The organism is Niveispirillum sp. (assembly GCF_052437035.1).
In the GTDB taxonomy this organism is placed as follows: Bacteria; Pseudomonadota; Alphaproteobacteria; order Azospirillales; family Azospirillaceae; genus Niveispirillum.
On record NZ_JBQVOH010000002.1, the window covers coordinates 1 to 24,742 of the forward strand.

23 protein-coding genes are annotated in these 24,742 nt (G+C 62.0%); 9 read left to right on the top strand and 14 right to left on the bottom strand.

Annotated features, from left to right (window positions below; genetic code table 11):
• The first annotated feature begins 61 nt into the window (after positions 1-61).
• Entirely contained in the window at positions 62-1,063 is a 1,002-nt protein-coding gene (locus ACT6Q8_RS05270; protein WP_444739350.1) for an ABC transporter ATP-binding protein, read from the top strand.
• 455 nt (positions 1,064-1,518) lie between these two features.
• Here the strand turns inward: ACT6Q8_RS05270 and ACT6Q8_RS05275 are convergent, their stop codons facing one another.
• Together ACT6Q8_RS05275 and ACT6Q8_RS05280 are read right to left on the bottom strand one after the other, a co-directional pair.
• Positions 1,519-2,910: a DUF6880 family protein gene (locus ACT6Q8_RS05275; protein WP_444739351.1), complete on the bottom strand. Its 1,392-nt coding sequence runs from the start codon at positions 2,908-2,910 to the stop codon at positions 1,519-1,521.
• A 63-nt stretch (positions 2,911-2,973) separates the two neighbouring features.
• Entirely contained in the window at positions 2,974-3,540 is a 567-nt protein-coding gene (locus tag ACT6Q8_RS05280; RefSeq protein WP_444734275.1) for a helix-turn-helix domain-containing protein, read from the bottom strand.
• A 656-nt stretch (positions 3,541-4,196) separates the two neighbouring features.
• Between ACT6Q8_RS05280 and ACT6Q8_RS05285 the strand changes: the two genes are divergently transcribed.
• The 4 genes from ACT6Q8_RS05285 to ACT6Q8_RS05300 all read left to right on the top strand — a co-directional run bounded on the left by ACT6Q8_RS05285 (position 4,197) and on the right by ACT6Q8_RS05300 (position 7,705).
• Positions 4,197-4,346: a transcriptional regulator domain-containing protein gene (locus tag ACT6Q8_RS05285; RefSeq protein ID WP_444734274.1), complete on the top strand. Its 150-nt coding sequence runs from the start codon at positions 4,197-4,199 to the stop codon at positions 4,344-4,346.
• Between the two features lie 298 nt (positions 4,347-4,644).
• Positions 4,645-5,841, top strand: a complete 1,197-nt coding sequence (locus ACT6Q8_RS05290; protein WP_444734273.1) for a DUF932 domain-containing protein — start codon at positions 4,645-4,647, stop codon at positions 5,839-5,841.
• Between the two features lie 450 nt (positions 5,842-6,291).
• Positions 6,292-7,227 (top strand): ParB/RepB/Spo0J family partition protein, encoded by a 936-nt coding sequence (locus tag ACT6Q8_RS05295; RefSeq protein ID WP_444734272.1) that lies wholly within the window; start codon positions 6,292-6,294, stop codon positions 7,225-7,227.
• A complete protein-coding gene (locus ACT6Q8_RS05300) occupies positions 7,163-7,705 on the top strand; it encodes a DUF2493 domain-containing protein (RefSeq protein ID WP_444734271.1) in 543 nt (180 codons plus the stop codon). Before ACT6Q8_RS05295 ends, ACT6Q8_RS05300 begins: the two co-directional genes overlap by 65 nt.
• Before the next feature lie 51 nt (positions 7,706-7,756).
• On the opposite strand, the gene ACT6Q8_RS05305 is transcribed toward ACT6Q8_RS05300, so the two are convergent.
• From ACT6Q8_RS05305 to ACT6Q8_RS05340, 8 genes are all read right to left on the bottom strand, one after another.
• Positions 7,757-8,557: a DUF2189 domain-containing protein gene (locus tag ACT6Q8_RS05305; protein ID WP_444734270.1), complete on the bottom strand. Its 801-nt coding sequence runs from the start codon at positions 8,555-8,557 to the stop codon at positions 7,757-7,759.
• Between the two features lie 11 nt (positions 8,558-8,568).
• Entirely contained in the window at positions 8,569-8,751 is a 183-nt protein-coding gene (locus ACT6Q8_RS05310) for a hypothetical protein (protein ID WP_054169152.1), read from the bottom strand.
• The gene (ccoP, locus tag ACT6Q8_RS05315) at positions 8,738-9,622 is read right to left on the bottom strand and encodes a cytochrome-c oxidase, cbb3-type subunit III (protein ID WP_444734269.1); all 885 of its coding nucleotides are present in this window, start codon (positions 9,620-9,622) and stop codon (positions 8,738-8,740) included. The genes ACT6Q8_RS05310 and ccoP overlap by 14 nt, the downstream gene beginning before the upstream one ends.
• Positions 9,619-9,786, bottom strand: a complete 168-nt coding sequence (locus ACT6Q8_RS05320) for a cbb3-type cytochrome c oxidase subunit 3 (protein ID WP_082372488.1) — start codon at positions 9,784-9,786, stop codon at positions 9,619-9,621. The genes ccoP and ACT6Q8_RS05320 overlap by 4 nt, the downstream gene beginning before the upstream one ends.
• Position 9,787: 1 nt before the next feature.
• Positions 9,788-10,513, bottom strand: coding sequence for a cytochrome-c oxidase, cbb3-type subunit II (gene ccoO, locus ACT6Q8_RS05325; protein WP_444734268.1), 726 nt, complete (start codon positions 10,511-10,513; stop codon positions 9,788-9,790).
• Positions 10,514-10,517: 4 nt separating this feature from the next.
• Positions 10,518-12,155 carry a cytochrome-c oxidase, cbb3-type subunit I gene (gene ccoN / locus ACT6Q8_RS05330; protein WP_444734267.1) on the bottom strand — a complete coding sequence of 546 codons (1,638 nt, stop codon included), beginning with the start codon at positions 12,153-12,155 and terminating at the stop codon, positions 10,518-10,520.
• 491 nt (positions 12,156-12,646) lie between these two features.
• On the bottom strand, positions 12,647-13,720 hold the full coding sequence (locus ACT6Q8_RS05335) for an LLM class flavin-dependent oxidoreductase (RefSeq protein WP_444734266.1): 1,074 nt from the start codon (positions 13,718-13,720) through the stop codon (positions 12,647-12,649).
• Between the two features lie 39 nt (positions 13,721-13,759).
• Entirely contained in the window at positions 13,760-14,779 is a 1,020-nt protein-coding gene (locus tag ACT6Q8_RS05340; protein WP_444734265.1) for an aldo/keto reductase, read from the bottom strand.
• On the opposite strand from ACT6Q8_RS05340, the gene ACT6Q8_RS05345 reads away from it, so the two are divergent.
• Complete coding sequence (locus ACT6Q8_RS05345; protein ID WP_444734264.1) at positions 14,726-15,817, top strand: Gfo/Idh/MocA family protein; 1,092 nt, start codon at positions 14,726-14,728, stop codon at positions 15,815-15,817. The two genes, ACT6Q8_RS05340 and ACT6Q8_RS05345, sit on opposite strands and share 54 nt — an antisense overlap.
• 17 nt (positions 15,818-15,834) lie before the next feature.
• On the opposite strand, the gene ACT6Q8_RS05350 is transcribed toward ACT6Q8_RS05345, so the two are convergent.
• The 4 genes from ACT6Q8_RS05350 to ACT6Q8_RS05365 are packed head-to-tail and all read right to left on the bottom strand — an operon-like array spanning position 15,835 to position 20,680.
• Positions 15,835-16,584, bottom strand: coding sequence for an ABC transporter ATP-binding protein (locus tag ACT6Q8_RS05350; protein WP_444734263.1), 750 nt, complete (start codon positions 16,582-16,584; stop codon positions 15,835-15,837).
• 8 nt (positions 16,585-16,592) lie between these two features.
• On the bottom strand, positions 16,593-17,366 hold the full coding sequence (ssuC, locus tag ACT6Q8_RS05355) for an aliphatic sulfonate ABC transporter permease SsuC (RefSeq protein ID WP_444734262.1): 774 nt from the start codon (positions 17,364-17,366) through the stop codon (positions 16,593-16,595).
• The gene (locus ACT6Q8_RS05360) at positions 17,363-18,352 is read right to left on the bottom strand and encodes an aliphatic sulfonate ABC transporter substrate-binding protein (RefSeq protein ID WP_444734261.1); all 990 of its coding nucleotides are present in this window, start codon (positions 18,350-18,352) and stop codon (positions 17,363-17,365) included. Before ACT6Q8_RS05360 ends, ssuC begins: the two co-directional genes overlap by 4 nt.
• A gap of 3 nt (positions 18,353-18,355) precedes the next feature.
• Complete coding sequence (locus ACT6Q8_RS05365; protein WP_444734260.1) at positions 18,356-20,680, bottom strand: TonB-dependent receptor; 2,325 nt, start codon at positions 20,678-20,680, stop codon at positions 18,356-18,358.
• Positions 20,681-21,129: 449 nt separating this feature from the next.
• Between ACT6Q8_RS05365 and ACT6Q8_RS05370 the strand changes: the two genes are divergently transcribed.
• The 3 genes from ACT6Q8_RS05370 to ACT6Q8_RS05380 all read left to right on the top strand — a co-directional run bounded on the left by ACT6Q8_RS05370 (position 21,130) and on the right by ACT6Q8_RS05380 (position 24,636).
• Positions 21,130-22,029 (top strand): LysR substrate-binding domain-containing protein, encoded by a 900-nt coding sequence (locus ACT6Q8_RS05370; RefSeq protein ID WP_444734259.1) that lies wholly within the window; start codon positions 21,130-21,132, stop codon positions 22,027-22,029.
• A 154-nt stretch (positions 22,030-22,183) separates the two neighbouring features.
• The gene (locus tag ACT6Q8_RS05375) at positions 22,184-23,398 is read left to right on the top strand and encodes an LLM class flavin-dependent oxidoreductase (protein WP_444734258.1); all 1,215 of its coding nucleotides are present in this window, start codon (positions 22,184-22,186) and stop codon (positions 23,396-23,398) included.
• Positions 23,399-23,409: 11 nt separating this feature from the next.
• Entirely contained in the window at positions 23,410-24,636 is a 1,227-nt protein-coding gene (locus ACT6Q8_RS05380) for an acyl-CoA dehydrogenase family protein (protein ID WP_444734257.1), read from the top strand.
• Positions 24,637-24,742 lie beyond the last annotated feature (106 nt).

Consider the following 24,742-nt stretch of genomic DNA (forward strand, 5'->3'; position numbering starts at 1 on the left):
CCCTGTTTCCGACCCGGCGGCCCCGTCGCTGGTCGTCGCCTGACCGTGCGGAGTTGATGCCATGTCCAAGGAACTGCTCCGTGTTTCGGACCTGAAGGTCCATTTCCCCATCCGAACCGGCGGTCTGCTGATCGGCCAATACACGCCGTTGAAGGCCGTGGACGGTGTCTCCTTCACGCTGAACGAGGGGGAGACGCTGGGGATCGTGGGGGAAAGCGGCTGTGGTAAATCCACGCTGGGCCGCGCCATCCTGCAACTGATCAAGCCCACCGACGGCCAGGTGGTGTTCATGGGGTCAGAGTTGACGGGCGTGGGCGCGGAAATGGTGCGCCAGAAGCGGGAGGAGATGCAGATCGTCTTCCAGGACCCGCTGGCCAGCCTGAACCCCCGCATGACAGTGGGCGACATCATCGCCGAGCCGCTGACCGTCTATCGCCCCAAACTGTCGAAGGAAGAGCGCAAAGGCCTGGTCCGCGACATGATGGCCAAGGTCGGCCTGCTGCCGCAGATGATCAACCGCTATCCGCACGAATTCTCCGGCGGGCAGTGTCAGCGCATCGGCATTGCCCGCGCCATGATCCTGAAGCCGAAGATGGTGGTCTGTGACGAACCCGTCTCAGCACTGGACGTGTCGATCCAGGCGCAGATCGTCAATCTGCTGATGGATTTGCAGCAGGAAATGGGCCTGTCGCTGCTGTTCATCAGCCACGACCTGTCCGTCGTCCGCCATGTCAGCCACCGGGTCATGGTGCTGTATCTGGGCCGGGTGATGGAGATCGCAACCCGAGACGCCATCTATGCCGCCCCCCTGCACCCCTATACGCAGGCCCTGATCTCCGCAGTACCGGTGCCGGACCCGGATGTGGAGAAGAACAAGGAACGCATCGTGCTGGGCGGCGACCTGCCCAGCCCGATGAAGCCGCCGTCCGGCTGTGTCTTTCGCACCCGCTGCCCCAAGGCCACGGACATCTGCGCCAGTGATGTGCCCGTTCTGGAAGAAAAGGCACCCGGCCACAAGGTCGCCTGCCACCATTGGGGGCCGCCGGAGAAGAAGCTGGTCTGATAGCGAGGTTTTTCACCTTTCCCAGGTGCCGCCGCTGTGAAGGCTACACACGGGTGAACCGAATGGCCTGAATAGTGATGGTGGAATTCATTGGTCACGGTCTGGATATGGGGACCCGTGCGTCGGGTCGGTGCCTCCGGCTGGCTCTGCTGACCTGCGTGGCAATCCGACACCAGCGCTCCTACACCACACGAAGGCACGTGATTCCCGCCGTGAGGTAGCCAAAATTATATCTTGATTGAGTTGTGCCGTTAAATATTAGCGGATAGATTGTCATGCCATCGGTCAATGCGAGCCCCCGTATCCAACGCTCAAGTCACTGATTCTAAACAAGAATCAGCGGCTTTTTGCTGTCCGCAGAAACCACCCCAAAACATAACCTAGCTACCATATAGCCACCAGATGAAAGTGAAAATGAGCGTAGATGGCGCCATACGGTGCCGCCCCCCCCGCGCTCATTTGACGAGGCTCCAGAACCCCAGCTTGCGGCCATGGGCCTTCTTGATCTGCTCGCGGTAGTGGACATGATCGGGCAGGGACTGCCAGTCGGTGACCTGTTGGGCCAGCCGGTCGAGATGGTCCAGGTACTTTGCCCCATGCCCATAGGCGGGTGATTTGGCGCGGGCCAGGATGTCATCCAGCAAGGCGCGGTAGAGCACGCTGGCTGCCAGCCGGTAATCGTCGGCCAAGGCTTCTGCTGCCGGGGCCAGCAGCGCGTAATGCCGCCCTGACCATACGGAGGGGCGGGTCACCACCAAGTCTGAGGCCAAGTCCAGCGCCGGCCAATTCAGGCAGAACTGCAGGGCGTTGCTGAAATAGGGGCTGGCGGCGATATGGGCCAGGGCTCGCGCGGTCTCCTCCCGGTCGTTGAAATCCTCCAGCTTGGCGATGTAATCGCGCAGCAAGGCGGCATCCAGGGACTGAGCAAACTGCGACCAGCGCAGCGTTTGGGCCTCTGCCCTGTTACCCAGGACTTCCAGGATGCGGGCTTCCAGTTTGACCTGATCGCGGTCAGCCCTTGGCGCAACACCCGCCCCGTAGAAATCATCCGACAGGTCGCGGGGGATTGGTCGGGGCGCTGTTTTGCGAACCCATTCCAATGCTTCGTTGGCTCGTTTGGCCTCCAGCAGCTTGGCGGCGATGCGCAAAGGATCGCGCCGATGCTCCGGCAGGCTGGATTCCAGGGCGATGTAATGGTCGAGGTTGCCCATGGCATCGGCAATGGCCTGCCGGATCTGGATGACCCGGCCATATTCGTCGGGCGTGGCCTTGGACAGACCCTTCTCCCAGTCGGCCAGGATGACCGGTGGCAGCAGCGGAGCCGAGGCGATGGCCAGCGCTGGGATCTGTCCATGGCTGTCGCGGGTTAGGGCCTCGTCCAGCAGACTTGGCAGACTGGCGCGGTCAGGGCCTGCCATCTGCTCCACAATGCGCGGCAGGATATCAACGCCCCGCCAATAGACGGCCTGAATACGCCCGGAACTATCATCAATCCGATTGAACAGGGAACCGTGGCCGCTGATGAAGCGGATCAGGCGTTGCGCCGCCATCAGGGGGGACAAGGGGGCAAGCTCGCGTTCGATACTGTCGACCAAGGCATCCAGATCGGCGGTCAGCGCGTGTTCCTTCTCCCAGGGCACCATGGCCTTGGCGCGATCCAGGGATGAGAGCGGCCGTTCGATGAGCTTGGCAACGGCGGTTGGTCCTTGGCCACCGGCCAGCGCCGCCTTGACCCGCCGCGCAAAGGCAGGGCTTTCCGCGGCCTCGTCCAGGATCAATTGCGCCAGCTTTTCTGCGCCCAGGGCCGCTAAACCGGCCAGGGTCAAAGGGGAATGCGGCGCCATCATCTTTCTCCGACTGGGCATTCCTCTCCATATCGCAGAAACCCTCCATGGGGTGCCAGCCTTCTACTACCGCCGATCCCGCCGCCATTGTGATGGCGTTGTTCCGGTCGCCTTGTGGAAGTTGCTGGTGAAATGGCTGGGCGTGGCAAAGCCGAGCGCCATGGCAATGTCGGTGATGGACATGCCGGGATCAAGCAGCAGAGCCTTGGCACGATGCAGCCGCCGCTGGGCGATATAGCGCAAAGGGGGCGTCCCCAAGCTGGCCCGGAAGGCCCGGCCAAAATGGTCGGGGCTGAGATCAACTTCCGCTGCCAGCCGCTCCAGGGTCAGATCATCTTGCAGATGGGCGTCGATGTAGGACAGCACCCGCCGCTGGCGCGAAAGGCCCAGGCCGCCATTGACGGCCGGTGGCATAGGTTTGCTGCCGAAAATCTCCAGCAATCTCCCGGCCAGCAGCACGCAGGCCAACGTGAGGGTGCCGGAACTTGTTGACTGTTCCAGTCCTTCTTTGAGGATTTCGAGAATGTATCCAATTCGCGTATCCTGGATATCGAGCTGCGCCGGCATGCTGTCGAGAATCTCAACAGTGCCCCCGCAGGCGGAACTAGTGATGAATCTGACCTCCAGGGCCACGACGAACACCGATTGCCGGCCGGACCACGAGACCTGAATGATGCGTTCGGGTGGTGTTAGATGGATCTGACCCGGTTTGACGCGATGCTGAATGGCAGAAACCTGATCAACCGGATGCTATCGCAACGTTAAGGGTTGCCCATCATGCTGGATCAGCGTCAGTTGTGGGGATCCGAGTTTTGCATCAGCGCACTCATCGAGCAGATAGCGTCCGATGACGTAGCAGTCGTGGCGGACACGATGCAGCGGTTGGATGCCACTGGGTAATCTGTCCGATCGGAAGTCTATGAAGCTTTGTATATCCATCAGAGTCTCCTTATATAGATAGTGGTGATCTCCCTTCTTGTTTTGATTGATTGTTGCCGGTACTAAAGACGAAAATGAGGCTGAGGCAGGTAAAATCTATATATACATAATAAATATATCTCGGTGATTTAGGGTTTAGCTCTTATTATCAAATTTTACCTGAAAATTTCTCATAAATTCATTGTTTTTCTGCTCATTAATTTAGCAGAATTTTGATAGTCATTCCGGTTTCGTGAAGGTTTTCGGGGGAAAACTTATCAATAATCATCGATGCAGCCAGCTTGGCAGTTGGCGGTATTATTCCACCGCTGTGCTTTGTGCCAGCACAGCCAGTTGGGAGGTGGCAACCCATGCAGAATAGGAGCCCTGTGGAAGCCGCATTATCTGTGCCGGATTGGCTGGATGGTGCGGCCTATCAATCATTGCAGCATATTGACCGGCCCGGCTGGGCTTGGCAGTGGCTCAAACGGAATTGCGGTTTCAAAGAAACGCTGAAATAAAGCACCTGCTTGACCAGCACTGACCGTACCGTGGTGCGGTTGGATACCACGGCGCACACCCCGAACTGGGGGGTGATGTTTCGCCGACATTACCAGCGGTGCCAAAGCCTACTGGCAACCCGAAGCATGCCTATCGGTTCTCGCGGTCGCCGCGGAGCCAGCGAAAGCTGCGACGCCGGAGGACGACCTGTTCGACCTGGAAGCGGTTCGGACCCTCGCAACCATCGTCATGGAACCTGACGGGGGCGAGCATCTGATGCTGTCGGATGGCCTTCGGCACCCGTCACGGAGACCTGCCATGACCCAGGTGGAAATCCTCGACAATCCCCGTGATGCCGCGCGCGGTTACCGGGTGGATGCGAACCGTGGCCAACGCAACAGCAGGGTATCGTCGGAATGGTTCTCCCGGCCCGATGATGAACGGTTTCTGTCTTTGTCGGACCTCTATGCGTCAGTCAAGACCCGCACGGAGCGCAGCCGGACGCGCACCCTGGCCAGTGCCGATATCAGGTTGAAGGCGCACCGTCATGCGCCGGAGCGGCTGTCGCTGTTGCTGCCGGGGGGTGAGCGTCCCGTGGCCCCCACCCATTGGAGCTTTGGGCAGTTGGCGGGGCTGGTGGGGGCTCCCGCCGCTTACCTTCGGCAGCTTCCAGCAGCGCTGGCCGGAATTAATCTGCAATATGGGCTGACCGCGCATCGGGCCGAACAGGTCAAGACCCTGGAGATTGAGGACGGTTGCGTTGAGTTGCGTGCCGTCACCGGCCCCGACTATGACCGCATCTTTGATCATGAACTGGTCGAGGCGGTGCAGCGCATTGCCGGCCATGGCACCGGCGATACGCGCTGGAAGGTGCCGGGCGTGTTGGACTGGTCGACCGGCATCTATCATCCGCATGTGGACATCACGCGGGATACCACCACGCTCTATGCCAGCGACCGCTACGTCTTCCTGTTCCTGGTTGATGATACCCACCCCATTGAGGCGGGGCGACTGCCCGATGGGGCGCCGGACCTCTATTTCCGGGGCTTCTATTGCTGGAACAGCGAGGTCGGGGCCAAGACCCTGGGCATGGCCAGCTTCTATCTGCAGGCCGTATGTCAAAATCGTAACCTGTGGGGTGTGGAGGATTTCCAGGAAATCACCATTCGCCATTCCAAATATGCCGCCTCGCGCTTTGCCCATGAGGCGGCCCCCGCCCTGACCCGCTTTGCCAATTCCTCGCCCATGCCCTTCATCAACGGCATCAAGGCTTCGCGTGAACAGATCGTGGCGCGGTCAGATGACGACCGCGACGAATTCCTGCGCAAGCGCGGCTTCTCCAAGGCCGAGACGGGCAAGATCATCGACACCGTGCTGGCGGAGGAGGGGCGCAAGCCGGAAAGCATTTTTGACTTTGTCCAGGGCATCACGGCGGTGGCCCGTGACAAGCCGCACCAGGATGCGCGGTTGGATATGGAGGCCCGGGCCAAGAAGCTGCTGGACCGGGTCGCCTGACCGGTGGCGGGGACAGAGGCAGAGGAGGCTGGGCGCTTCGTGACGGGCGATGAGATGGGAGAGAGGCTTCCATCCGCCCGTCATGGAGAAAACCCATGGCCACGAAAGCAGCCGACAAGATCATCCTGAGCCGGTCCCAGGATATTCCCTTCAACAAGCTGGTCCTGTCCCAGGCCAATGTCCGCCGCGTCAAGGCGGGCGTGTCCATCGCCGATCTGGCCGAAGACATTGCCCGCCGGACCCTGCTGCAAAGCCTGTCGGTTCGGGCACAGGTTGACGGGGAAGGCCAGGAGACTGGGCTGTATGAGGTCCCCACCGGTGGGCGCCGGTACCGGGCGTTGGAACTGCTGGTCAAGCAGAAGCGCCTAGCCCGCAACTCCCCCCATCCCTTGCATCATCCGCACCGAGGGGCTGGGCGAGGAGGACAGTCTGGCGGAGAACCTGCAACGGGTGGCGCTGCATCCGCTGGATCAGTTCCGCGCCTTCCAGACCCTGATGGACAAGGGCCTCAGCGAAGAAGACATCGCCGCCCGCTTTTTTGTCACCCCGGCAGTGGTCAAGCAGCGGCTGCGCTTGGCGTCGGTTTCGCCCAAGCTGCTGGAGATTTATGCCGAGGATGGCATGAATCTCGACACGCTGATGGCCTTCAGTGTCGGCGACAGCCATGAGCGGCAGGAACAGGTTTGGGCATCACTCACCCAGCCTTGGCAGAAGGAGCCCTATCACATCCGCCGTGCCCTGACGGCAAGCAGCATCCCCGCCTATGACAAGCGCGCCCGCTTTGTCGGGCTGGACGCCTATATCGCCGCCGGTGGCCCGATCATGCGCGACCTGTTCACGCCGGATGACGGCGGCTGGCTGGGTGATGTGCCGCTGCTGGAACGGCTGGTGGCGGAAAAGCTGGCCAAGGCCGCCGAGGGGGTGATGGCGGAGGGCTGGAAATGGGTCGAGGTGAATGTCGATTTCCTCTATGGCCACACCGTCGGTCAGCGCCGCCTGAAGGCTGAGATCGTTCCCCGGACGGAGGCTGAGGAGGCGCGGTACGCCGACCTTTCCGCCGAATATGAACGGCTGGCCGAAGAGCATGACACGGGCGAGGACATCCCCGAGGAGGTCGATCAGCGGCTGACGGCCCTGGCGGCTGAAATCGCGCAGTTGGAGGAGCGGCCTGAGCGTTTCGATCCCGACGAAATGGCGCGGGCCGGCTGCTATGTCCGTGTGAACGCGGAAGGGGAATTGCGGGTGGAGCGCGGCTTTGTTCGCCGCGAAGATGAACCGCCGCTGGAGGAGGTGATCCCTGAGGGTGGCACGCCGGAATGCGATGTCAGCCAGCCCGCCGCTGCCCCCCGGCCCCAAGGTGGCCTTCACCGGTGGGGGGGAGTGTAACGATGTCGACCGCATCTGGGCCGCGCTGGACAAGGTCCATGTCAAACATCCCGACATGGTCCTGCTGCATGGCGGCAGCCCCAAGGGTGCCGAGCGCATCGCCGCCTGCTGGGCCGAGAATCGTCGCGTCCCCCCCAGATCGTCTTTAAACCCGACTGGACCCGCCACAAAAGGCGGCACCCTTCCGTCGCAACGACCAGATGCTGGAAACGCTTCCCATCGGCCTCATCGCCTTTCCAGGTTCCGGCATCACCCAGAACCTCGCCGACAAGGCACGCAAGATGGGCGTGCCAGTATGGCATTTCGGGACAATATCATAATCCTCTTAAAGCCCCGTCCCTTGCTCTTGGCGAAGCGGTTATTTAAAAAACTTTATATGTGCCTTGATTATTTACGCTATCAAATAAATTATAGTGAAATAATTTTAGACATATTATTTTATAATTTATATTATACATCTCAATTTTTTTATTATTGATCAATTTTCTTTTTCTGTCTATTCGCGAGCGCTGTTTTATTATATGAAGTTTTACCCCCCTCGAACGATATGGTAAGCATGCCATGTGGCATGGCCGAGCGTCGGGAACACCAGCACCAGACCCAGCAAACCGGGCAGCAGACCCAGGATCAGCAATGCCAGGACGATGACTCCCCAGGTCAGCATGACGGGCAGGTTGTGCCAGACCATGGCCATGCTGGTACCCATGGCAGTGAGGGCGTCCACCCGTTCGGCCAGCAGCATGGGCAGGGAAAAGACGGAGATGGCAAAGGCGAAAGCGGCGAACAGCCCGCCCACGGCACCCCCCACCAGCAACAGGGCCCAACCCAACGGATTGGTGACCAGCATGGCGGCCACATGATCCAGCCCCGGAAAGGGCTGCCAGCCGAAGAACAGGGCGTAAAGCAGCACGGCGGCGCGCATCCACAGCAGCATCAGCAGGCAGAGCAGCACACCCACGAACAGGATCTGCCGGCCCGACGCCGCCCGGACGCGTAGCATGGCGCCCAGCCCGATCCGTTCCCCCGCCGCCCGGCGCCGGCTTTTCTCGTAAAGACCGGTGGCAAAGGCCGGGGCCACGATGGCGAAGCCCGACAGGGCCGGAAACAGGAAATAATCCCGCCCCAACCCGACCAGTCCCGCCACTACCAGTAATGAGACCAGCAGCATCACGGCACCATAGGCCAGACTGCCGCCAGGATTGTCCCACAGGTCGCGCCATCCCGCCGCCAGCCAGCCCAGCGCCGCAGAGGCCGGCAGGCCGCGCGCATGCGGGCTGACATGGGGCAGAGGCGGGACGGTGGGGGGCAGGCTGTCGGGAACGGCGATCATGGGGGGCCCTCTCAACAGGCGGATTTGGCGGCGCTGTAGCCGGCGGTGGCCGGCGTTACGCCCGGTTTTTGATGCGGCACACAGGCTGGCTGGCTTTCCAGCGCCACCATCACCAGATGCACATTGGCACCAGCCAGCAGCGCGATGCCGGTCGCGACCAGCAGTAGCACGCGCCAATGCCTAACGATCACCATGCCCGCCCTCCGCCATATCGGCGACGTAAAGCGTCAGGACCTTGCGGTCCAGATCGGATAGGCGTTGGTCCCAGCGCGGCATATGCCCCTGCCGCCCGTAAAAAAGGGTAGTGAAGATGGTCTCGCCGTCGCCGCCATAGATCCAGACATTGTCGGTCAGGTTTGGTGCGCCCGTTTCCACCATCCCGCGCGCATCCTCCCCATGGCAAGCGGCGCAGTTGGCAGCGAACAGCGCGTATCCGTTCCCCTGTGCAACTTCGATCGGCATTTCCAATGCCGACAGGGCGACGACATAGCCGCTCAGGGTTTGGAGCTCCGCCCTGGTCAGCATCTGGTCGCGCCCGAACGCCGGCATCTGAGACACGCGTGTATCGGGGTGGTCGGAATTGATGCCGACACGGATAGTCTCCGCCAGCACCTCCGGCGCCCCGCCCCACAGCCAGGCCCCCGCTGCCAGTGCAGGGAAACCCGGCCCACCCGTGCCGCCCGGCCCATGACAGGCGGCGCAATTGTCACCGAACAGCACTGCACCATGCCGACGTACCTGCTCCATCAGAACCGGATCAGCCTGGATATCTGCATAATCCAGACGAATAACCTCCGCCCGCCAGGGGGGTGCCTTCTCCGCCGCCCGGCGTAGGTCGTCGGCCACCATCTGCCGCTGGTCGATACCCATCAGGCCCTTTGTATAGGTGTGTCCCAGCGGCCAGGCCGGCATCAGTACCCACCAGAACAGGCTGAACAGGAAGGTGGTGATCAGGAAGAACCAGACGATGCGGGGTACCGGCGTGTTCAATTCCTTGATGCCGTTCCATTCATGACCCGTGGTCATGTGCCCTGTCAGGGGATCGCGCTCGGCCCCGCCGCTCATGGCCTGTCCTCCCCACGCAGCACAGATTTCGCCGCCTGTTCAAAGCGCTTTCCGTTGCCGGGCCAGAACGTATAGATCAGGACGCAAGCCGATAAAGCCAACAGGTAGAAAAGCCCGAACCCCTTAGCTAGCAGAACGGTCAGCGCGTGGCCTGTCTCCGCCATCTCATTCCTCCGCCGGCTGGCTGTTGGCATGGGCGGCATCGGTCAGCCGGCCCAGTATCTGAAGATAGGCGACCAGGGCATCCATTTCCGTCACCCGCCCCGGATTGCCATCGAAGACCCGCGCCTGCGTTGCGTCACCATAGCGGCTGCTCAGCCCCTCGCTGCCATCCGCCCCAGCCTGGGCGATGGCGTCCTTCGTGGCGTTGGCGATCATGTCGTCCGTGTAGGGCACGCCCACCCGGCTCAGCGCCTTCAGATGTAGGCCCAGATCGTCGGTGCGCAGGGCCGTGGTCGCCAGGAACCGGTAGGAGGGCATGATCGATTGCGGCACCACGGCGCGCGGGTCGATCAGATGCGTCACCTGCCATTCGTCGGAATATTTGCCGCCGATGCGGGCGAGGTCGGGACCGGTGCGCTTCGACCCCCATTGCATGGGATGGTCATATTTGGACTCAACAGCGAGCGAATAGGGGCCATAGCGCTCCACCTCGTCACGAAGCGTGCGGATCATCTGGGAATGGCAAGCGTAGCAGCCCTCCCGGATATAGATGTTGCGCCCGGCCACCTCCAGCGGGGTGTAGAGCCGCATGTCAGGTGCATCCTCCACCGTCTCATCAATGGTGAAAAGCGGTGCGATCTCTACCAGCCCACCGATCGAGGCGACGAAGATTATGCTCAGCACCAGGGCCATGCCATGCTTTTCCAGACGGTAATGCAGTCCGAACATCGGCTCACTCCCCCGCCAGGACGGTCAGCGGTCGGTCGTCCACTGCCGGCTGCAATGCGGCTGCGGGGCCGCGGATGGTCATCCAGACATTCCAGGCACCAATGGCCGCCCCCGCCAGGAACAGCGCTCCGCCCACCGCGCGGGCGATGTAGTAGGGGTGCATGGCCACGACGGTATCGATGAAAGGATAGGCCAGCGTACCGCCCGCGTCATAGGTGCGCCACATCAGGCCCTGGATGACGCCCGAGTTCCACATGGAGAAAACGTAGATGAGGGTGCCGGCCAGGGCCAACCAGAAATGCGCCTCCACGGCCCAGGCGGAATGCATGCGCGCGCGTCCCCAGAGCGCCGGCGTCAGGCTGTAGAGCGCGCCAAAACTGATCAGGGCTACCCAGCCCAGGGCGCCGGCATGCACATGGCCCACGGTCCAGTCGGTATAATGCGACAGCGAGTTCACGGCGCGGATGGCCATGAACGACCCTTCGAACGTGGTCAGGCCATAGAAGATCGCCGCCACCATCATGAAGCGCAGGGTGGCGTCGTCGCGCACCCGGTGCCAGGCCCCGTTCAGGGTCAACAGCGCATTGGCCGCCGATCCCCAGGACGGAACCAGCAGGATCAGCGAGAAGGTCATGCCCAGCGTCTGTACCCAATGCGGCAGGGCCGTGTAATGCAGGTGGTGGCTGCCCGCCCACATGTACATGAAGGTGATGCCCCAAAAGCTGATGATGGACATCCGATAGCTGAAGATCGGCCGCTGGGCGCGCACGGGCAGATAATAATACATCATGCCCAGGAAGCCGGCCGTCAGGAAGAAGGCGACCGCATTATGCCCGTACCACCATTGCGTCATGGCATCCTGCACGCCGCCAAAGGCCGAATAGGCTCGGGCGTGGTTCCAGGCCACGGGTACCGCGATATTGTTGACGATATGCAGCATGGCCACGACGATGATGAAGGCCAGATAGTACCAGTTGGCCACATAGATATGCGGCTCCCGCCGCCGGGCCAGCGTGCGGATATACAGCACCAGATAGGTCACCCAGACGATACAGAGCCAGAGGTCCACATACCATTCCGGCTCGGCATATTCCTTGGACTGCGTGATGCCCAGCGGATAGCCGGATACCGCCAGCAGGCAGAACAAATTATAGCCCAGCAGCACGAACCAGGGGCTGAACTGCCCGGCCAGCCGGGTCCGGCAGGTGCGCTGGACCACATGGAAGGAGGTGGCGATCAGCGCATTGCCGCCGAAGCCGAAAATTACACCCGTCGTATGAATGGGTCTGATCCGCCCGAAACTGGCCCAGGCCGCATCGAAGGTGAGATGCGGATAGGCCAGCATCCAGGCCACCCAATCACCCACCGCCAGCCCGAACAGCGCCCAGCCCATGGTCAGCACGATGGCCACTCGGCTGGGGTCATCATAATATTCGGCCAGTCTTCCGTCCGCTGGTTCCGGCGCATCCAGGCCGGAAATGACCAGAAAACCCAAGCCTACGGCAAAGGCCAGGATCAGCCCCCCATGCAGGGCGAACAGATCGTCATTGGCTCCGGCCGCCATTAGCAGACCGCACAGGGCAAGAAGGCCAAGGGTTAGAAGGGCGAACTGCCGCTCGGCGCGGGTGAGTTGTGCGACCATGTGTTTCCTCATTCAGCGGTGTGCGCGGAAACGTCGAGGCCAAGCGCTCGGGCCACGCCCGCGCCATACGCGGGATCAGCCCTCGTACAATTTTCGATTGGCACCGCTGGATGTGGAGAGCGGCGCCGCCCAGAGAATGGATGTTATTGTCACACAACGCCTGGCGTTGTGCCAGACCCAACAGGCGAAGAAGATCGCCTGGCTGCTGCCATTGGTCATCATTCACCCTATGATCCCAATGGGTTGCTGGCCCGTCGATGCTGCCCACGCTGTCCTTCCGCCCCACCGACAGACTTAGGCAGAGATAAAGCGCCGGTCCGTTCAGCCGGAATGGCTGTCCATCGCCAGCCCCCCCCCAGCGGCCCCGGCGTCACCCGCATCGCCATGGTCGCCGGCTTCCAGGAGGATGCGTGGGGTGGCGCCGGCCAGCCACAGCGCAAAGCCTGCTGGCCGATGGCGGGTTCAATCTGGCTGGCTCCCGCTAACGCGGATCATGCCGGCTCCGCCTGCCAGCGACGCAAAGCCGGTAGCACATGCCGGCCAAATAGGTCGCATTCGGCGGCGTGCGGATATCCGGACAGGATGAAGGCCTCCAGCCCCAGGGCGTGGTAGGCCTTCAGCTTGGCCAGCACCTGATCAGGATCGCCGACAATGGCGGCACCACAGCCGGACCGGGCGCGGCCGATACCGGTCCAGAGATTATCCTCGATGTAGCCGTCCTGTTGGCTGGCCGTTTCGCGCAGCTCGGCCTGACGGCGGACGCCGTAGGATTGTGAATCCAGTGATTTAGCGCGGATGGCGGCGCCTGTGTCTGCATCCAGCCGGGACAGAAGTCGGTCAGCGGCGGTGCGCGCTTCGGCTTCCGTTTCTCGGACCACCACATGCACGCGATAGCCGAACCGCAGGGTACGGCCATGGTTTGCGGCCCTCGCGCGCAGGTCCTGGATGATGCCCGCCACGCCATCCAGCGTGTCCGGCCACATCAGATAGACATCCGCTGCCTTGGCCGCCGCCTCCCTTGCTTCGGTTGACAGGCCCCCGAAATAGAGCGGTGGGCATTGGCCGGAAACGGTGCGAATGCGGGGCGGGTCCAGCTTCAGCTTGTAGAACTCGCCCTGATGATCCAGATGCTTTCCGTTCAGCAGCGTCTTCAGAATCTGCATCACCTCTACCGTGCGATCATAACGAGGGCCGGCGGCCAGGGTTTCGCCCGGCAGGTCGCTGGAGATGATGTTGATGGTCAGACGTCCATTCAACATCTGGTCCAGGGTGGCCACTTGGCGTGCGATCTGCGGTGGCCAGAACTCTCCACAGCGGATGGCCAGCAGCAGCTTGATCTGTTTCAGCAGCGGTGCGATGCCGCCCGCGAACGCCACCCCATCGATGCCCAGTTGGTAACCGGATGGCAGCAGCAGATTGTCATAACCCAACCTGTCCGCCGTTTGGGCGATGGTGCGGCAATGGTCGAAGCTGGATTGCAGCGCGGGATCGGGCTGGCCCAGGAATTCGAAATCATCATCGCAGAGGGCGGAGAACCAGGCGATCTCAAGCGGGCGGCGGGACATGGCAAGGGCCTTTCAAAGAGCGGATATAATCAAATCGGATTAGGGAAGCGGGGTGCCAAGGGCCGCCTTCAACACGGCGTACCAGTTGGTGTCGGTCAAATGCACCTTGAAGGCATCCGTCGCTTCCCTGATCCGCGATTGTGTCTGGCTGCCGATCAACGGGATGGGGCGCGACGGGTGCGCCAGGATCCAGGCATAGGCGACGGCGGCCCGGCCCACATTGTTAGCCAGTGCAATCCGGTCCAGTTCGGTGATCACGGCCCGGGTTCGTGCGTCATTGTCCGCCCCCAGCAGCCGGCCACCGGCCAGAGGAGACCAGGCAAGCACGGTTAGGCCGCGTTCCATGGCCTGGTCCAGCACCCCGTCGAACAAGGCGCCGACTGCGCACGCGGAGAGTTCCGGCTGGATAGAGGTCAGCTTGAACGGCAGATGTGCCTGTAAGGCGGCAACCTGCGAGGGTGTATGGTTGGATACGCCTGCCGCCTTGATCTTCCCATCCTGCTGCAACCTGTCCAGGGCAGCGGCGACCTCTGCCGGGTGGGCCAGCAGGTCCGGACGGTGAACCTGATAAAGGTCGATCACGTCCGTGCCCAGCCGGGCCAGGGAGGCCTCGGCTGCGCGGACCAGATGGTCGGCACGCGAAGCATAGGGGATGCCAGGGATGATGCCGCCCTTGGTGGCCAGCACAATTCGATCGCGCAGCCCCGGTGCCGTCTTCAAAACGCGACCGAACAGGGCTTCGGCGGCACCAAAGGCTTCACCATTGTCAGGGCCGTAAACATCGGCGGTATCAAATAAATTAATTCCGCTTTCCAATGCAGTTTCGGCAATGGTGCGTGATTTTTCAATATCAGAACCGCGATAGCGCCACATGCCCCAGCCAAGTGGAGATATTAACGGAATATTTTCATTTATCTTGCGATATTCTGTGTGGACAGTAATATTATTCATTGATAATTCTCCGTCACGTCTGCCTGGATTTTTTAAAGGGAATTGGGTGATTTGATGTCTAAGTTGCGGTTCGCGCTGATTGGCGCCGGCATGATGGGGGTTGAGCATCTTACCAACCTAGCCCTGTTCGATGAGGCTGAACTGGTGGCCCTGGTGGACCCGGTGCCGTCTTCGCTGCGCTATGCGGTGCGGGCCTTGGGCGAGAGGGCGGCGGGTGTGGCGCAGTTTGCCAATGTGCCGGACCTGCTGGCGGCGGGGCTGAAGCTGGATGGCGTCATCATCTCCTCCCCCAACCATACGCATCATGATGTGCTGACGCCGTTGTTCGGGGCCGACCTGCATATCCTTTGCGAAAAGCCGCTTTGTTCCGATCTTGAGGATGCCAAGCGGGTGGCCGAGCGGGCGGCGTCGCATAGGGGTGTGTTCTGGGTTGGCATGGAATACCGTTTCATGCCGCCCGCCGCAGAGTTCATCCGCCAGGTCCATGAAGGCCGGGTGGGTCGCCTGGTGATGCTGGCCATGCGCGAACACCGCTTCCCCTTCCTGCCCAAGGTTGGTGACTGGAACCGGTTCAGCCGCAATACCGGCGGCACCATGGTGGAGAAATGCTGCCATTTCTTCGACCTGATGCGGCTGATTGTCGGGGCGGAACCGGTTCGTATTCATTGTTCCGGTGGGATGGATGTGAACCATCTGGACGAACGCTATGGCGGGGAGCGACCGGATATCATCGACAACAGCTATACCATCGTTGATTTCGACAATGGCGTGCGCGCCCTGCTGGACCTGTGCATGTTCGCCGATGGGGCAGAACAGCAGGAGGAGATTGCCGCCACCGGCGACAAGGCCAAGCTGGAAGTGTTCGTGCCGTCCGGCGAACTGGTCTATAGCCCACGGGTCGGCTTCCGTCAGCCAAAGCGGGTGGAGCGCAGCACCGTCGGGGTTGATGAGACGGTACTGGCCGCCGGTTCGCACCATGGGGCGACATATTTCCAGCAGCGCGCCTTTATCGATGCCATTCAGAAGGGTGCCCCGGTGCAGGTAACGGCCCGTGACGGGCTGCGGGCGGTGGCCATGGGCACGGCGGCGGAGATCAGCGCGCGGGAAAAGCGGGCGGTGGAGTTTGCTGAACTGAATGTCGGTTGAGGATAGGCACATGGGTGTCAGCGGCTCCCCGCTGACACCGATGCATCCAGCAACCGTTCCAGGATGGCCCCTTCCAAGGCCGCAAAGGAGGGGTCGCCCCGGCGGCGGGGGCGGGGCAGGTAGATCGGTTGATCCAGCGTCACCCGGCCCGCATCGATCAGCAGCACGCGGTCGGCCAGCGCCACGGCTTCGCCCACATCATGGGTGACCAGCAGGGCGGTAAAGCCCTGCGCCTGCCAGACATTTTCCAGCAGCGACTGCATCTCGATCCGGGTGAGGGCGTCCAGGGCACCCAGCGGCTCGTCCAGGGCCAGAAGGGTCGGGTTGCTGACCAGGGCGCGGGCCAGGGCCACACGCTGCCGCTGCCCGCCCGACAGGGTGCTGGGCCAGTCATCGGCCTTTCCGGTCAGACCGACATCGGCCAGGGCTTGCCGCGCGGCGGCCGCCCCATCCGGCCCGTCCCCGCGTTCCCCCAGACCGACGGCCACATTGGCGGCGACACTGGCCCAGGGCAGCAGGCGAGGTTCCTGAAAGATCAGGCGGGCATGGGCGGCATCGCTGTCGCTGGCCACGCTGCCGCCGCTGGCCGGTTCGAGGCCCAGGATCACGCGCAGCAGCGTGCTTTTCCCGCAGCCGCTTTTGCCGATGATGGCGACAAAGCTGCCCGGCGCGATGGACAGGTCGATACCATGCAGCACCGGCGTGTCACCGAAGCGTTTCGTGACCTGGGAAAGGGTGAGGGCAGCACCATTGTTCTTGCTCATCATCCCCTCCGTCAGCGGCGATAGGCCGGGTTCCAGCGCAGGAAGCGCCGTTCAAGCGCCTTGGTGGCGCTGTCCGCCAGTTTACCCAGCAGTGCATAGATCAGGATCGACAGCACCACGATGTCGGTACGCATGAATTCCCGGGCATTCATGGCCATGTGGCCGATCCCGGATTTGGCGGCAATGGTTTCCGCCACGATCAGGGTTAGCCACATGATCCCCAGCGCATAGCGCAGGCCAACCAGGATGGAGGGCAGGGCACCCGGCAGGATGACACGGCGGAACAGGCGGCGAGGCGACATGCCATAGACCCGCCCCATTTCAATCAACTGCGGATCGACATTGCGGATGCCATGCAAGGTGTTCAGGTAGATGGGGAAGAAGACCCCCAGCGCCACCAGGAACAGCCGCGCCTCCTCCTCAATCCCGAACCAGATGATGACCATGGGGATCAGGGCCAGATGCGGCACGTTGCGCACCATCTGCAAGGTGGGGTCCAGCAACCGTTCGCTGATCCGTGACAGGCCGGTCAACAGGCCCAGACCAAAGCCGATGCCCCCGCCGATCAGCAGCCCGGCAACCGCACGGGCCGCGCTGACGCCTAGATTGTGTGGCAATGTTCCATCCAGCGTCAGGGTCCAGGCCGATGCCAGCACTGACAAGGGGGCCGGCAAGATATTGGCCGACAGCCAGCCCAGACTGGAACTGGCCTGCCACAGAAGCAGCAAAGCCCCCGGCATGATCCAGGCCAGGGGCAGCGTCTCACTATTCCGTTTGTCGCTCATGCGCCGTTCCATCCAGTCCAGGCGGCGTCCGCGATCTTGATGGAGGCGGGAATGATGCCCAGGCGGTGGAAGCGGTCGGCAATCGCCTGCTGCTGTGCCACCACCTCCGGCGTGATGGGCGTGTAGGCGAAGTCCGCGCGCTCCACCGTGTCACGCAGCAAATCCAGTGGCAGCCCCGTTTCCTTTGCCATCAGCTCGGCCATGGCCTCCCGGTTCTGCTCGGCCCACTGCCCCTCGGCGGCCAGCGCCTCCATGGCCGCCACCAGCAGCGGTGCGTGTCGGTCGGCAAAGGTGCGGTTGGCCAGCGCATAACCGGCCCCGCTGATCTGTTCCTCCGGCCCGCCGATCGACAGGGTACGGGCACCATTGTTGCGGATGGCCAGCATGTAATAGGGGTCCCAGATCACCCAGCCATCGATGCCACCCTGGGTGAAGGCCGCTGCCGCATCGGCCGGACCCAGATTGACAACCTCCACATCATCGAGGGTCAGCCCGGCCCGTTCCAACGCTACGACCGCGATATTGTGGGCCGACGATCCGCGCGTGAAGGCCAGCTTCCGGCCTTTGAGGTCAGCGATGCTGGTCAGGCCGGAATTGGCGGGGGTGAGGATGCCCCCCGCCTTGCCGGACAGTTTCTGTACGGCGGTATAGAGCAGGGGGGCGCCCGCTGCCTGGGCGAAGATCGGCGGTGTGTCGCCCGTCCCGCCCAGGTCGATGCCCCCCACGGCCAGCGCCTCCAGAAGCGGCGGGCCGGATGCGAACTCCACCCATTCCACCTTTGCCGCACCCGCCTTGACCAGAGCTTTGTCGAAGGCGCCCCGCTGCTTGGCCAGCAGGAAGACGCCATTCTTCTGATAGCCGACGCGGATGGTGGTCACCGCCTCGTCATCCTGACCCTTGCCACAGCCCGACAGCAGGGCTAGCCCGCCAAGGCCGGCCATCGTCAGGAAGGTCCGGCGCGTATTGCCCCTGGAGGTGCCAACCATCGTCTATGCTCCGAACTTCACGCGCAGCGATGCGCCGGCATAGCGGTCCGCCTCACGCGGGATGACATAACGCAGGCTGCCGCCCGGACCGCCGGGGGCGATCTGGATGGGGAAGCTCTGGTCAAACAGATTGTTCACGAACAGCGAAAGACGATAGCGATCTTCCTTGTCAGAGATGGCGAAGCCGACATTCACCAGATCATAGGAATGGATATGCAGCAGCGGGTTGTTGCCCAGATCCGATGTCTGGCCGCTGGTATAGGAGTAGGTGCCGTTCAGATGGAAATCGACGGGCAGGCTTTCCGGCGCGATGGTGTATTCAGCGCCAACCGACAGCTTCCATTTCGGGGCCAGTGGCAGCGACTCCCCCTTGCGGGCCGATGACAGAACGCCGGTGGCATCGCGGAACTTGTCGATCTGGGCATCCGTATAGGCCAGTCCACCGGTCAGGCGGAAATCTTCCGTCACGCGCACCTGGCTGTCCACCTCGATCCCCTTGGTGGAGACCTCGCCGGCATTGGTCAGGCGCGTGATCACCACGCCGTTCAGATTGTCGAAATTATTGGCCTGGAAATTATCGTATTTCGACCAGAAGCCGGCGACATTGACCAGGGCACGGCGGCCGAACAGTTCCGACTTCACGCCCACCTCATAGGCGTCCACTGTTTCTGCCTTGATCAGGTTGCGCTGATTGGCGGCCTGATTGAAGAACACATTGAAGGCCGGGCCCTTATAGCCACGGCTGTAGGTGGCGTAGGTGGAAACCTCGTCCGTGGCCTGATAGGACAGGCCGGCCTTGCCAGAGACATTGTCTTTGCTGGCCTTGTCCACCCAACCCGACAGGTCGCGGCGGATGCCGGGCAGGTCGATCGGGGCGGTCGACGGGATGCGGTTGTGATAGGCCTCCAGCTTGTCATGGGTCAGGCGCAGGCCGGCAATGGCCGACAACTGATCGGTTAGGCGCAGGGTGCCCTGGGCGAAACCGGCGATACTCTCGCTTTTCGAACCGAAGGTCGCCGACGAGGTGCCGGAGACATAGGTGGACGCACCGGGCAGGCAGGGGCGCACGCCCGTTGCGTCCACGGCCAGGGTGCTAGCCGTGCAGACGGTGGTGTCGCGGGTGAAGGTGCGGTCACCCTTTGAATTGGAATAATAGGCGCCGGCCACATATTCCAGCGCTTGGCCCGACGGCGATGCGATGCGCAGTTCCTGGCTGAAGGTCCGGTTATCCTGCGGCCCGTAATCATGCAACTGGGCGAAGGCATTGCCGACATAGGCGGCGGTGCGGTCCAGCCAGTCGCCATCGCGCTGGCCCCAGATGTCCCATTCGCGCCAGGCGGTGATGGAGGTGATGGTATGGTCGCCGACGGTATAGTCGGCCTGGGCGGAGAAGCCCCAGCCTTCCTCTTCCGACAGGCTGGCCTGATTATGGCGAACCTGGCGGGTCTTGTCGCCGTTCAGGTCGATGCCGGACAGCAGCGACAACAGCGCCGCCTGATTGGCTCCCGCGGTCGGGCTGCTGCCGATCACTTCGGCCAAGCTGTCATCTTCGGATTTGCGGTAATCGGCGATGAAGGTCCATTTCAGCGCCTCAGCGGCATCCCATTCCACGACACCGCGCACGCCCTTGCGGTCATAACCATTGACCTTGGACTTCTTCGATGCCGGGTCGGCGGTGTAGAGGTTGGTGATGTTGCCGTCATAGGTGCCGGTGAAGCCGGTCAGGCGGGCGCGGACCGTATCGGACAGGGGCAGGTCGACAGCCACCTTGCCCTTATGTTCCCGTCCCTCGGCAGCCGTCAGTTCAAGCGTGCCGCCGAACGTGTCGCCGGGACGCTTGGTCACCAGACTGACCACACCGGCGGACGCGTTCTTGCCGAACAGGGTACCCTGCGGCCCGCGCAGCACCTCAATCCGTTCCACGTCGTAAAGATCGCCGAACGCCTCACCCGCGCGGGCCAGGACGACGCCGTCCAGAACGAAGGCCACGCTGCTTTCCGCCGCGATGGCGAAATTGATGGTGCCGACGCCGCGCAGAAACAGGGAACTGTCCAGCGACGTGCCGCCCTTGCGGAAGTTCAGGGAGGGGATAAGGGTTTGCAGCCCCTCGATATTGGTGCCGGGCCGGTTTTCCAGCACTGAGGCCGGCACGACGGCGATTGAGGCGGGCACCTCTTGCAGGTTCTGTGACCGCTTCTGCGCGGTGACGATGATTTCTTCCAGCACGACAGGGCCGTCACCCGCCACCTGAGCGATGGCGGGAAGGGCGGTGACGGTTACGGCGCCCAAAAGCAGGCTGCCAGCCAGGATACGAGCAGTTTGTGTCATTTCTTTCCAGGCTCCCATTAATTCAACAATCCGCTTGTGCGGTATAGGGGGGATCGTGCCGATTTAATCCTATTCAGTCAATAGGAATTGAGGGAAAATTATGTAGATATAGAATATTTACAGATAAATATAGGGTTAAGAGTGAAAACAATAAGAGCCCGGCATTATCCCTATGCCGGGCGTTCGTTTTTAATGATTTGACTTCTGATCTTATGATTTAAATTTATTCGGATACTGGCTTCTATATCTGTGTTTTCGATCCGACGAATGTCACCTGTTGTTCTGAGCGCAGGGCCAGGATGGCATCGCGCCGGAACTGCTCCTGCTGTGCTTCTTAGATCATATTCCACGTCGAAAACGGTGTTTATCCGGGAAATATCTTCTTACAAAGTGGGGTATTCTCTCCAATCGAATTGCTTTCGTCTCCCATACGTGAATACTATGAGCTTATGCGTATGCGGCAGATTGAGGCATTCCGGGCGGTGATGATGAGCGGTGGGGTCACCGCCGCCGCCGGCATGCTGTCCATCTCCCAACCGTCCGTCAGCCGGTTGATCGTTGACCTGGAACATTCGGTCGGTTTTCAGCTGTTCGAACGGCGGGGCAGCCGTATGCACCCGACCAAGCAGGCGGAAACCCTGTTCGAGGCGGTGCAGCGGTCCTTCACCGGATTGGACCTGCTGGCCCAGGCCGCGCGGCGTATCCGGGCCCATCCCGTGGGCACGGTACGGCTGGCCATCCTACCCAACTTCGCCATTAATGTGCTGCCGTGTGTTCTTGGCGCGTTTCATGCGCTTTATCCGGAGATCAAGGTGACGGTGGAGGCGCTGGGCCACCGCGCGGTGGAGGACCGGCTGTTTCTGGGGCAGGCCGACCTGGGCATCGGGGTCACGGCCCCGCCCCGTGATGGTATCCGAACTGAACTTCTGGCCCGCGCCCGTTACCTTTGCGCCTTGCCCCCTGGACATCGGCTTGCTGCAAAGGATTGTGTGACAGTCCCGGACATTGCCGGCGAACGGTTCATCGGCCCAATGCATGACGCGGACGCCCTGTGGAATGGCATCGACGTGGCCCTGGTTTCCGCAGGCGTTGAACCGTTGCGGATGCTGGAATGTCAGCAATCCATGCCGATGTACGCCTATGTGGCTGCGGGGTTGGGCGTGTCGATTGTCGAACCCTTTTCCGCACGGTTGTTCCGCCGGGTGGGGGTTGTGACACGCCCCCTGGACCCTTTGGTCAGCCTGGATTTCACCTTTATCGAGCCGGATATCGGCCCCACCCCCACGCCGGTACAATGGCTGAAGGACGCCATCCGTACCGAGGCTATGGCCATTATGGAAGAGGGCTGAGGCGCGCTGTACCAAACGGCGCAGTCTGGTGAAATTTCACCAGTTTGCTGGTTAAAAATCATCAACAGATCGGGATGCATGAGCCCGTATGCATTGCACAGCTTGATCTGGCATGCTTGTTGCGTAATTCCCATTGAAAATATGGGGATTTATCATGTCGATAGAATTCTTTTCCCGTTTGCCCCTGCATGGGGAGACCCAGTTCATCCCAGGTGACAACCGGAACCGGGGTGATTGGAACCGGTCGCCTGCCGACAGCACGGGTGCGGTGTCGCATTTCCGGGTCGGGGATGATTTCACCTACATTGATTACCTGTCGCAGGTGGCGCGTGCCGCCGAACTGAACGGGTTCGGTGGGGCGTTGCTGGTCAATGCGCCGTTCGGCGATGAACCCTGGATCACCTCTGCCATCCTGGCGCGGGAGACGAAACGGCTGCGTTTTGTCGATGCCTTCCACCCGTTCCATTTCAGCCCCTGGCAGGCCACGCAGATGGCGGCCAGTTTCCAGCGCGCCAGCGGTGGACGGCTGGTCTGGAACATCATCCAGGGCGGGTCGGACAGTGTGCAGCGGGCGCTGGGCGATCCGCTGGCCCACGATGACCGCCATGAACGGGCCATCGAGTTCCTGGATGTGGTCAAGGGCTTTTGGTCGCAGGAAAATTTCCATTACCGGGGCACCTACTATCAGGCCAATGGTCTGGGTCTGCGCGGCCCGCTGAAGCGCGCGCCGATCCCGATCATCTGCTCTGCCGGGACCTCGCCCGCTGCCAAGCGTCTGGCGGCCCGGCATGCCGATTATTATCTGCTGCTGGCCGAAGATCCCGCCATCGTCGCGGGCCACATTGCCGATGTGAAGGCGCTGGCCCGTGAATATGGCCGTGCGGATCAAATCCGTTTCGGCCTCTCTGTCGATGTGATCGTGCGGGAGACGGATGAGGAGGCCTTCCGCGAAGCAAAGCGCTTCTTCGATGAAGGGGTGAAGGCCGGAACGGTGCAGGCCACGGCGCAGCGGTCCGAGCAATTGTCGGACACGAACAAGGCCCGTTACAAGCGCTACAACAATAAGGAGGTGAACGGGTTCGAGGATCTGTTCATCGAACCGAACCTGTGGGGCGGCTTCGGCTATGTCGGCATCCCGCCGGGCTTTGCCTTTGTCGGGTCCTATGATGCCGTTGAGGCCAAGATCCGCCAGTTCGCGGCCCTGGACCTGTCCTGGTTCTTCATCAATGGCTATCCGCATCTGGAGGAGATCTACCGGCTGGGCGAGCATGTGCTGCCCCGGTTCCGCCAGCGTGCGGAGGCCAAAGGGGCCAATGATCAGCAGCCTTTGCCGCTGGTCGTCGGTCTGGAAGCCTGTGGCAATCAGTGAAAGCCCCCGTCATGACCGAACGAAAGCCCGCCATCCGTCTGGCAGATGAGGCCGCCGCCATCGCCGCCGCGCGTGCGGTTGCCGACCTTATCCGCCCCATCGCACAGGACAAGGCCCGCGAAGGCGACCTGCCCCGCGAACAACTGGATATCCTGTTCGCCAGCGGGGTGCCGGCCATTGCGGTACCGCGCGACCTGGGCGGCATCGGCGCCTCCATCCGCACCATCGCGGAAACGGTCCGCATCATCAGCCATGCCGATGGCAGCATCGGTCAGGTGCTGCAACTGCATAATGTGATGATCGCCGGTCTGGTGAATTCCCCCCTGGCCGAGACGCGTGACTATTTCGCGCCGCGTATTCTGGACGGGCAGCGTTTCGCCAATGCCCTGGCCGAGGTGGGGGGCAAGAACAAGCTGGCCCTGCGCACCACCCTGTCCCCGAAGCCGGGCGGCGGTTTTGTGCTGAATGGGCGGAAATTCTATTCCACCGGGTCCTATCTGGCGGACTGGCTGTCGGTCGGCTGTGTGTCGCCGGACGGTGTGCCGGCCTTTGCCGTTGTGGAACGGGATGCGCCAGGGGTGACGGTGCTGGATGATTGGCGGGCCTTTGGTCAGCGCACCACGATGAGCGGGACTGTTATCTTCGAGAATGTCCATGTTCCGCCCCATCATGCGCCGCAGCGCAACCGGGGCACGAGCCGGGCCGTCCTGACCCGGCCGCAGATCCTGCATGCCGCCATTGATACCGGCATCGCCCGTGGTGCACTGGACGCCGCCATCGATTATCTGCGCCACCATTCGCGCGCCTGGATCGAAAGCGGGGTGGAACATATCAACCAGGAAGCCCATGTCATCAAGCAGATCGGGGAATTCACCTCCGCCGTCTATGCGGCCGAAATCCTGCTTTGCAACGCGGCGGATCTCTATGACCGGGCCTTGGCCGACCCGGCGGATGAGGCCCTGACGACAGAGGCCATCCTGGCTGTGGCCCATGCCCGTGTCGCGTCGGATCAGGCGTCGCTGAAGGTCGGCAGCGGCCTGTTCGATCTGCTAGGCGCCAGTGCCGTGCAGGAGAAATTCAACCTAGACCGGTTCTGGCGCAATGCGCGCACCCATACCACACATGACCCCATCCGCTGGCGCCTGCACGCCATCGGTGACCATGCGTTGAACGATGCGGCGCCCATTGATTTCCCGGTGGCACCGGAGGGGCGCTCCCGCTTCCTGCAACCGGTTTGATCATTCCAGACCCGGCATCGGGGATGCCGGGTCTTCACCATCCAATCCAATCACGCTCCGGGACCAACCCGGCGGCGAACGCAGCCCCTTGCCACCATGCGGGGCT

What these genes read in the sequence shown, in the direction of transcription:
- ACT6Q8_RS05365 (WP_444734260.1), bottom strand. Translation starts at nt 20,680, where the DNA reads ATGACACAAACTGCTCGTATCCTGGCTGGCAGCCTGCTTTTGGGCGCC.
- ACT6Q8_RS05350 (WP_444734263.1), bottom strand. Translation starts at nt 16,584, where the DNA reads ATGATGAGCAAGAACAATGGTGCTGCCCTCACCCTTTCCCAGGTCACG.
- ACT6Q8_RS05275 (WP_444739351.1), bottom strand. Translation starts at nt 2,910, where the DNA reads ATGATGGCGCCGCATTCCCCTTTGACCCTGGCCGGTTTAGCGGCCCTG.
- ssuC (WP_444734262.1), bottom strand. Translation starts at nt 17,366, where the DNA reads ATGAGCGACAAACGGAATAGTGAGACGCTGCCCCTGGCCTGGATCATG.
- ACT6Q8_RS05380 (WP_444734257.1), top strand. Translation starts at nt 23,410, where the DNA reads ATGACCGAACGAAAGCCCGCCATCCGTCTGGCAGATGAGGCCGCCGCC.
- ACT6Q8_RS05375 (WP_444734258.1), top strand. Translation starts at nt 22,184, where the DNA reads ATGTCGATAGAATTCTTTTCCCGTTTGCCCCTGCATGGGGAGACCCAG.
- ACT6Q8_RS05370 (WP_444734259.1), top strand. Translation starts at nt 21,130, where the DNA reads ATGCGTATGCGGCAGATTGAGGCATTCCGGGCGGTGATGATGAGCGGT.
- ACT6Q8_RS05310 (WP_054169152.1), bottom strand. Translation starts at nt 8,751, where the DNA reads ATGGTGATCGTTAGGCATTGGCGCGTGCTACTGCTGGTCGCGACCGGC.
- ACT6Q8_RS05345 (WP_444734264.1), top strand. Translation starts at nt 14,726, where the DNA reads ATGTCTAAGTTGCGGTTCGCGCTGATTGGCGCCGGCATGATGGGGGTT.
- ccoP (WP_444734269.1), bottom strand. Translation starts at nt 9,622, where the DNA reads ATGAGCGGCGGGGCCGAGCGCGATCCCCTGACAGGGCACATGACCACG.
- ACT6Q8_RS05285 (WP_444734274.1), top strand. Translation starts at nt 4,197, where the DNA reads ATGCAGAATAGGAGCCCTGTGGAAGCCGCATTATCTGTGCCGGATTGG.
- ACT6Q8_RS05335 (WP_444734266.1), bottom strand. Translation starts at nt 13,720, where the DNA reads ATGTCCCGCCGCCCGCTTGAGATCGCCTGGTTCTCCGCCCTCTGCGAT.
- ACT6Q8_RS05360 (WP_444734261.1), bottom strand. Translation starts at nt 18,352, where the DNA reads ATGGTTGGCACCTCCAGGGGCAATACGCGCCGGACCTTCCTGACGATG.
- ACT6Q8_RS05320 (WP_082372488.1), bottom strand. Translation starts at nt 9,786, where the DNA reads ATGGCGGAGACAGGCCACGCGCTGACCGTTCTGCTAGCTAAGGGGTTC.
- ACT6Q8_RS05290 (WP_444734273.1), top strand. Translation starts at nt 4,645, where the DNA reads ATGACCCAGGTGGAAATCCTCGACAATCCCCGTGATGCCGCGCGCGGT.
- ACT6Q8_RS05305 (WP_444734270.1), bottom strand. Translation starts at nt 8,557, where the DNA reads ATGATCGCCGTTCCCGACAGCCTGCCCCCCACCGTCCCGCCTCTGCCC.
- ccoO (WP_444734268.1), bottom strand. Translation starts at nt 10,513, where the DNA reads ATGTTCGGACTGCATTACCGTCTGGAAAAGCATGGCATGGCCCTGGTG.
- ACT6Q8_RS05340 (WP_444734265.1), bottom strand. Translation starts at nt 14,779, where the DNA reads ATGCTCAACCCCCATCATGCCGGCGCCAATCAGCGCGAACCGCAACTT.
- ACT6Q8_RS05300 (WP_444734271.1), top strand. Translation starts at nt 7,163, where the DNA reads ATGTCAGCCAGCCCGCCGCTGCCCCCCGGCCCCAAGGTGGCCTTCACC.
- ACT6Q8_RS05270 (WP_444739350.1), top strand. Translation starts at nt 62, where the DNA reads ATGTCCAAGGAACTGCTCCGTGTTTCGGACCTGAAGGTCCATTTCCCC.
- ccoN (WP_444734267.1), bottom strand. Translation starts at nt 12,155, where the DNA reads ATGGTCGCACAACTCACCCGCGCCGAGCGGCAGTTCGCCCTTCTAACC.